This is a genomic window from Pontibacter pamirensis (assembly GCF_010015475.1).
Lineage (GTDB): Bacteria > Bacteroidota > Bacteroidia > Cytophagales > Hymenobacteraceae > Pontibacter > Pontibacter pamirensis.
The window spans coordinates 184,000-190,155 of sequence record NZ_SSNI01000009.1 but is presented as its reverse complement, the minus strand read 5'-3'; the positions used below and the strand labels follow the sequence as shown (position 1 = coordinate 190,155).

The 6,156-nt window shown below is 45.7% G+C and carries 7 protein-coding genes; 1 reads left to right on the top strand and 6 read right to left on the bottom strand.

The genetic code is table 11. The features are described 5' to 3' along the window. Positions 1-214: transposase (locus tag E1919_RS10260; RefSeq protein ID WP_237144230.1), on the top strand; the 214-nt coding region annotated here is incomplete at its 5' end. Between the two features lie 212 nt (positions 215-426). Here E1919_RS10260 and E1919_RS10255 read toward each other — a convergent pair. From E1919_RS10255 to E1919_RS10230, 6 genes are all read right to left on the bottom strand, one after another. Next, a complete protein-coding gene (locus tag E1919_RS10255) occupies positions 427-1,410 on the bottom strand; it encodes a glycosyltransferase family 2 protein (RefSeq protein WP_237144228.1) in 984 nt (327 codons plus the stop codon). A gap of 183 nt (positions 1,411-1,593) precedes the next feature. After that, complete coding sequence (locus E1919_RS10250; protein ID WP_162053297.1) at positions 1,594-2,574, bottom strand: glycosyltransferase family 2 protein; 981 nt, start codon at positions 2,572-2,574, stop codon at positions 1,594-1,596. 1 nt (position 2,575) lies between these two features. Next, positions 2,576-3,502 (bottom strand): glycosyltransferase family 2 protein, encoded by a 927-nt coding sequence (locus E1919_RS10245; RefSeq protein WP_162053296.1) that lies wholly within the window; start codon positions 3,500-3,502, stop codon positions 2,576-2,578. Positions 3,503-3,511: 9 nt separating this feature from the next. Beyond that, positions 3,512-4,531 carry a polysaccharide deacetylase family protein gene (locus E1919_RS10240; RefSeq protein ID WP_162053295.1) on the bottom strand — a complete coding sequence of 340 codons (1,020 nt, stop codon included), beginning with the start codon at positions 4,529-4,531 and terminating at the stop codon, positions 3,512-3,514. Continuing rightward, the gene (locus tag E1919_RS10235) at positions 4,528-5,274 is read right to left on the bottom strand and encodes a methyltransferase domain-containing protein (protein ID WP_162053294.1); all 747 of its coding nucleotides are present in this window, start codon (positions 5,272-5,274) and stop codon (positions 4,528-4,530) included. The genes E1919_RS10240 and E1919_RS10235 overlap by 4 nt, the downstream gene beginning before the upstream one ends. After that, a complete protein-coding gene (locus tag E1919_RS10230; RefSeq protein WP_162053293.1) occupies positions 5,267-6,136 on the bottom strand; it encodes a glycosyltransferase family 2 protein in 870 nt (289 codons plus the stop codon). The genes E1919_RS10235 and E1919_RS10230 overlap by 8 nt, the downstream gene beginning before the upstream one ends. Between the last annotated feature and the right edge of the window lie 20 nt (positions 6,137-6,156).

The window sequence follows — 6,156 nt, the reverse complement described above, 5'->3', positions numbered from 1 at the left end:
GCACATGCTCCTAACGCTCTCAGACAAGCTCAACCTGAGGAAGAGAGGGGGCATAGAGGCTGTAAACGACATCCTCATGACTGTGTGCGACATCGACCACACCCGCCACCGAAATCCCCTCAACGCCTTGGTCCATATCCTCTCAGGCCTGACAGCCTATACCTTTCTCGACCACCAAAACACAAGGTTTAGACCCTCCAGAACATTAGCTTAATTCCCGAGTTCACGTTAATTAGGTTCATGACACGACACTCGCGTCTTATCTAGAGCTTTTCGGGCAGTAGTACGATTAGGTTTATTTATTATCTATACCGTACTGGATTGGTCTTTCATGCCGGACAACCAACTCTGATGAAGAGTTACAGAACTTTAGGGAAAGGATTCTTTTTTGAACGGCAGTCGAAGGATAAAAAGATAACTTCAAACTTACCTTCTGTTTATAAGCATCTTAACATAGATCTTAGCAACTTTCCAGTATAGCAGCAGATCGCTGTGCATGGAAAGTGTTTGCTTTACCTGTTGATGAACGTCAACTTTGTTATGAGAAGAATGCCAAACCTTATTGGCCACGCGCATGCTATAATGGGCGTAAAATTTTTTTGATTTTTTCAGCAGATGCTCTCTCTTTTCTGCCGGGAGGTAGTGCTGAATATAGCCCATCACGCTCTGAAGGTCCTTCAGGTAATACCCTTTAACAAACTTCTGCCCCGATATAGAATTGGCATGTCTGCGATACTCAGCCAACACCTCCGGAGTATAAGCGATTGGATAATGATAAGCTATCCGAACCCACATTTCCCAATCCTCACCGTACGTTACACCATAAAATCCACCTAACGCTTCATACACATCCCGCCGCACAGCAATGGCCGCGTACTGCACCCGCTGATACTCACCTATCTTCAGAAGCCAATCTTCTAAAATACCGTCTTCGTTCATCTCAGGCCTCCGGTCGTGCAACCTATGGCCTTTTTCATTTATATAAGTGTATCGGCAGAAGACAGCCCCTGCCTCCGGGTGCCTCTGAAACAGTTCACTCAGCTTATTGTAATATCCTTTCTTCACTCTATCGTCACCATGCAGTATATGCACCACCTGCCCCTGCGCCCGATTGATGCAAGTCGCAAAATTGCATAGGCTTCCCACATTCTGCTCCTGCCTGAAATACTTTACCCTTCCTTTACCAACACGGCTCACCAGGGCCTCCACATCGGCGTCTGAACTGGCATCATCTATCACCTCTATCTGCATCTCCGATGAATCCACACCTTGTTCGAGTACACTCTCCAACGTCTCTGTAAGGTATTGGGCACAATTGTAAACTGGAATCATCACCGACCAAAAAGGGCGGTTTTGTGTAAATGGTAGCGGTTCAATAAATGGCGGAGAAGATGGAATTCTTTCCATCATATTTGTTTCATTAAGTTGTGGAACAATATAAAACTTGATCTGGCAAAATGGGCAATGCCTGTAAAGTCAATACAGCTATATCAACAAGAACAAGTGCATAAATCTGCAGCATATTGCAATACGATTGATGCAGGAGTTCAAAAATAGTTTGATGGCCAACTACGCTAGCCGTAACAGATATGACTAAATAATTTGATACAGTAATTTAAAATAGCCTGCTCTTAGCAATAACATAGTGCCTTTAACGCGTGGCAGCTCTTTACCAAAAAAAGCCAGAATAAACCTCCTCTTATACTTAGCTGCTTCCTTTATCGCTGTTGCATCTCTGTTCACATTTTCCCTTGCTAAAATGGCCTTCGTTAGCTTATCCAGTTCTCTGACACAGGCCAGGACGCTGCTAACACTCTGCTCTGCCAGTAAGGGTTGAAAATTATGCTGCAAACACTCCACAAAACTAGCAGGAATGGTATAACCCGGGCCTGCATAGTACCGAAAGTTGCGCAACAATTGCTCTTGCTGCGCCTGCTCATACTCCTGTTTCTTAAGCACCTGGTGCAGACTTTGGTTAGTAACGCGGTAGTCGAGCAACACTTCTGGCAGATTATAAATCACATACTTCCGGCTTAACTGCCAGAAAAGCTCAAAATCCTCTGCGTAGGGTACTGTATACATCCCTACCTCTGTTACAGCTTTCTTCAGGTACATAACCGTAGGATGATATATCCAGCAGATAAAGGTGAGGTTATAATAGAAATAATCACTTTCAAACTTGTCCTGCCTCACAAACTGGCCGTCTTCCGAAATGACTCTCACCAAAGAAGACACCATCGCACATTCAGGGTGCGCCTGCATATAACTTAGCTGCTTTTTTAACCGGTCCGGGTAACTGATATCATCTGCATCCATGCGTGCAATGTACTCTGTGGCTGCAAGCGCAATGCCCTTGTTCAGAGTTGCTGAAATTCCCAGATTATTCTCATTGAGAACAAGACGGATTCTCGGATCTGTATAAGATTTTACAATCTCCACACTCCCGTCAATAGATGCATCATCGATGATCAAAAATTCAAAATCTGTTAAGGACTGCTGTAAAATGCTATCAATAGCTTCCCTTAAAAACTTTTGAGCATTGAAAACCGGCATTAATACTGTTAACTGCGGCATATTACTTCAACAACATCAGGTTCCTTTTACGCAAGTACTGCTTCATCTTACCAGGTAATACATCTGTAAGATAATACAACCTGGGGTGGCGGTAAGGGTGAAATGCCTGTTTCAGAAGTTTGTTCACGCCCTTATCCTCTACCTGCTCCCGCTGCAGATACGCTTCAAACCATTTCAGAAAGTAAACTCTTACGTCGTGATAATGACCGTCAGCGTGCACCCATTGCACAATGGAGCCAGTGCGCTGCCGGTAAAGGTTATTGCAGGCAGACGATATATATACCTTCTCCTTTAGGTATATTTTGTTCAAAAAGCCTTGGTCTTCATACAACTGGTACTTATTAGTGAATGATTCCTCAAAACCTCCTACTCGCAATATAGCTGCTTTTGTTAGCATCAGGCCTGAAGGGCAGGGAGCAGCTCCTGCACTTAAGGGATATAAGTGATACAATAACTCTGTTGGCTGGTACACCTTATCCTGCGGTGCCCCTACAGCAATTGCTACATTTTTTGCATCCGCCTTATCCCAACTATACCAGTAATCAGAAGCCTCCGCTACCATGCTAATCTCCGGATGACGCTGAAAAATTGAAACCTGGTTTGTCAGTTTACCGGGCAGCCACACATCATCGGCGTCCAGAAATGCAACCAGATCTCCTTTTGCGTGCGCAATACCATGGTTCCTGCTGGCACTTAAACCTTTGTTGAGGTGCCCTTCATGCTCCAGATAAAAGATTTTGGCAGAAAGCTGCTGGGCATATGTTTTAGCAATGGCAGAGCTTCTGTCTATTGAGCCATCATCTACCAATATAAGCTCCCAGTGAGGGTAATCTTGGGCCAGGACGCTCTCTACAGCCTCCGTGAGAAATTTTTCCTCATTCAGAAAAGCTATAATCACAGAAACAAAGGGTGTATGTAGATTTGCCATTGCGTTAGATTAAATGCTGTACTTCCATAACTGCAGCTGCTTTTTAAACTCGGGCGCGGCAATATTCTTCACCTGGAACCGCCCCAACCTATAGCGGTTTGCATTCCTGGTAACAGCCTTTTCCTCCGTGGTAAATGCAGCTTCAAATGCAACTTTTTCAGCTATAGCCATGGTCTCATTATTATAATTGCCATAGGGATAGGTCAGCAGGTCTATCTTGTTTGGAGCTATATCCTGCAGAAAGGTTCTGTTCTCCCGTATTTCCTTCTCCTGGAGCTGCGCTGCATGAAAGGCTAACGCAGCATGTGAAACAGTGTGTCCCCCCAAATCAAAAAGCGCTTCCTGGCCTAATTCCTTCAATTCCTCCTTCGACATACTCCTGCAGCCCGGCCGGCCAGTTGCTGCTGCACCAGCCCAGTCCCTGATTTTTTGCAGCGCTGCCTGTTGCTCGCTGGCAGGCAAGGGTTTTAGTTTCTCCCAAAGCCGATAGAAGAGGGTGCTTCTTTTGGAAGGAGGCTTCTGCTCGCAGGCTTTCCAGGCTTTGTGCTGCTGCCGGAGGGTTTGGGTCAGCTGTGCCTCCTCTTCCAGATTGTACGCTATACCCGCTCCAGCTATCTCCATATCCATAACAGCAGGAAGTGATTCAGAAAAAAGCATCAGATGCTCTAATTCATCCCACCAGAATTCCTTTTGCTGCCCCACATTACCGGAGGTGATGAAAAAAGTAGCCGGCAAGCTGTACTTTTTCAGCAAAGGCTTTGCCTTCTGGTAGTTATCGACATATCCATCATCAAACGTAATAGCAATGGTATTTCTTTCGACAACTCCTTTTTTAAGCCTCTCTACCATTTCCTTTAGCGGGACAACATGGTAAGACTGCTTTAAGACCTGCAGCTGCTGCTCGAAATTGTCAGGGCTCACTGCCACTTCCCATACATCCGACTCCGGCTCTGCCACCCTATGATACATCAACACGAGTGCCCTGGGAGCAATGTATTTATAATAGATATGACGTAACCGTGCTTTCAATTAGATGCTGATTTTATCGCTTTTACCGTGATAATAACCTGGAAGTGTGGGTCATTGTGATCCAATTTTTCTTTCGGCACCTCGGGTAAACCCATGCCATACAAAAAGGCCGAGGCGACAAACACATTCCCAAACGTATTGATTTCTACCTGCCCCTTCTCAAAAGTTTCTGCCATAAGCCGGTGCATTGCTTTATCAGTGAAAGCCCACAGCCATGATTCTTTCCACTCTCCGTGATCGATGGGCGTGATACCCGGCACTGTGAGCAGCAGGGTGCCTCCCGGCTTTAGGATGCGGTGGCAGGTTGCCAGAGCACCTTTAAAATCATATATTAGGTGAAGTGTCTGGGTCAGCACAATGCAGTCGAAGGTGTTGCTCGGAATCTGAGGAGCATGGCTGATGTCCCCAATTAGTGTAGCCGAAGGGTTCTTGTCGTTCACATGCAGGATATCGCTTTTTGTTATTTTATCGCCGCCAAACCGCATAGTATACGCATTGTCCCCTATCTCCATGGTGTGCCCTTTGATACTGCGGGATTCTCTCTGCAGAAAATTCTCGATGTAGTAGCGGTCTACCGGGCCACCCCGGTCATACCCAAACTCGGTACTGAATGGTGTTGCACGATCAAAGTCACCAGCGTCCACGGTTCCTACAGCAGGCTTATAGGCCTTATATAATTCATTTTTGTGCAGCCACCTTAACCCAAAGGCAGGCATATTATTCTTGATAAGAGATTTAAGCATGTACGAGTGATTTTAACATATATTTCAGACCTAAAACAGGCTTGTACTTTACTAACGTAGAAAGAGCACCGGGCGTGGCTGTTGCCTTTTTAGTAAGCAGCTTCTTGTATAATTCACCGCAGTAATAGTTTATCCAGATGGAATGGCCTCTTTTAAATGCTGCCTGTTCCACCGCTGACTGTATACTCTTCTGCTGCCGGTCCAGCACCTGCAGCACAGTAGCCAGCATAAATGGGATGTTGCCGGACATGTTGGAGGTATGCAGCCGGTACGCTGCTACCTTTCCGGTATGGTGAAGAACAGGGTACTTACGGGTAATCCTCAGGTACAGGTCATAGTCTTCGCAGGCCTTCAGGGAAGTGTCATACGCAAACTCATCAAATAACCACCTCCTGTACATCACTGTAGCGTGCATGCCTATATAATTGCCTTGCAGCAGGTGGAAATAGTGTTCGGAGGGAACTTCACAGATTTCCTCTTTTACAATCCCTTCATCTACAAATACCTTGTCGTGCCCACCCGATACAAAGGCTAGTTTCTCATTTTGCAACAGGTAATGCACATTCAGGTTAATGGCATCAGGCAAAAGCCAGTCATCTGCATCCAGAAATACCAGAAGTTCCCCTTCGCTATGCTCGACACCTGTGTTTCTGGCAGCAGAAAGCCCAGCGTTCTTCTGATAGATATACTTTACCCCCTTCGTGCTTGCAGCTACTTCGCGCGTATTGTCTGCTGAACCATCATCTACCACAATGATTTCTATTGACGGATAATTTTGGCTCCATATGCTCTCAAAAGCCTCCTGCAGGTATGCGCCGTGGTTATAACACGGAATGATGACCGATACCAGGGGTGAGTTCATGTGAGAATAAGACAGCAAAT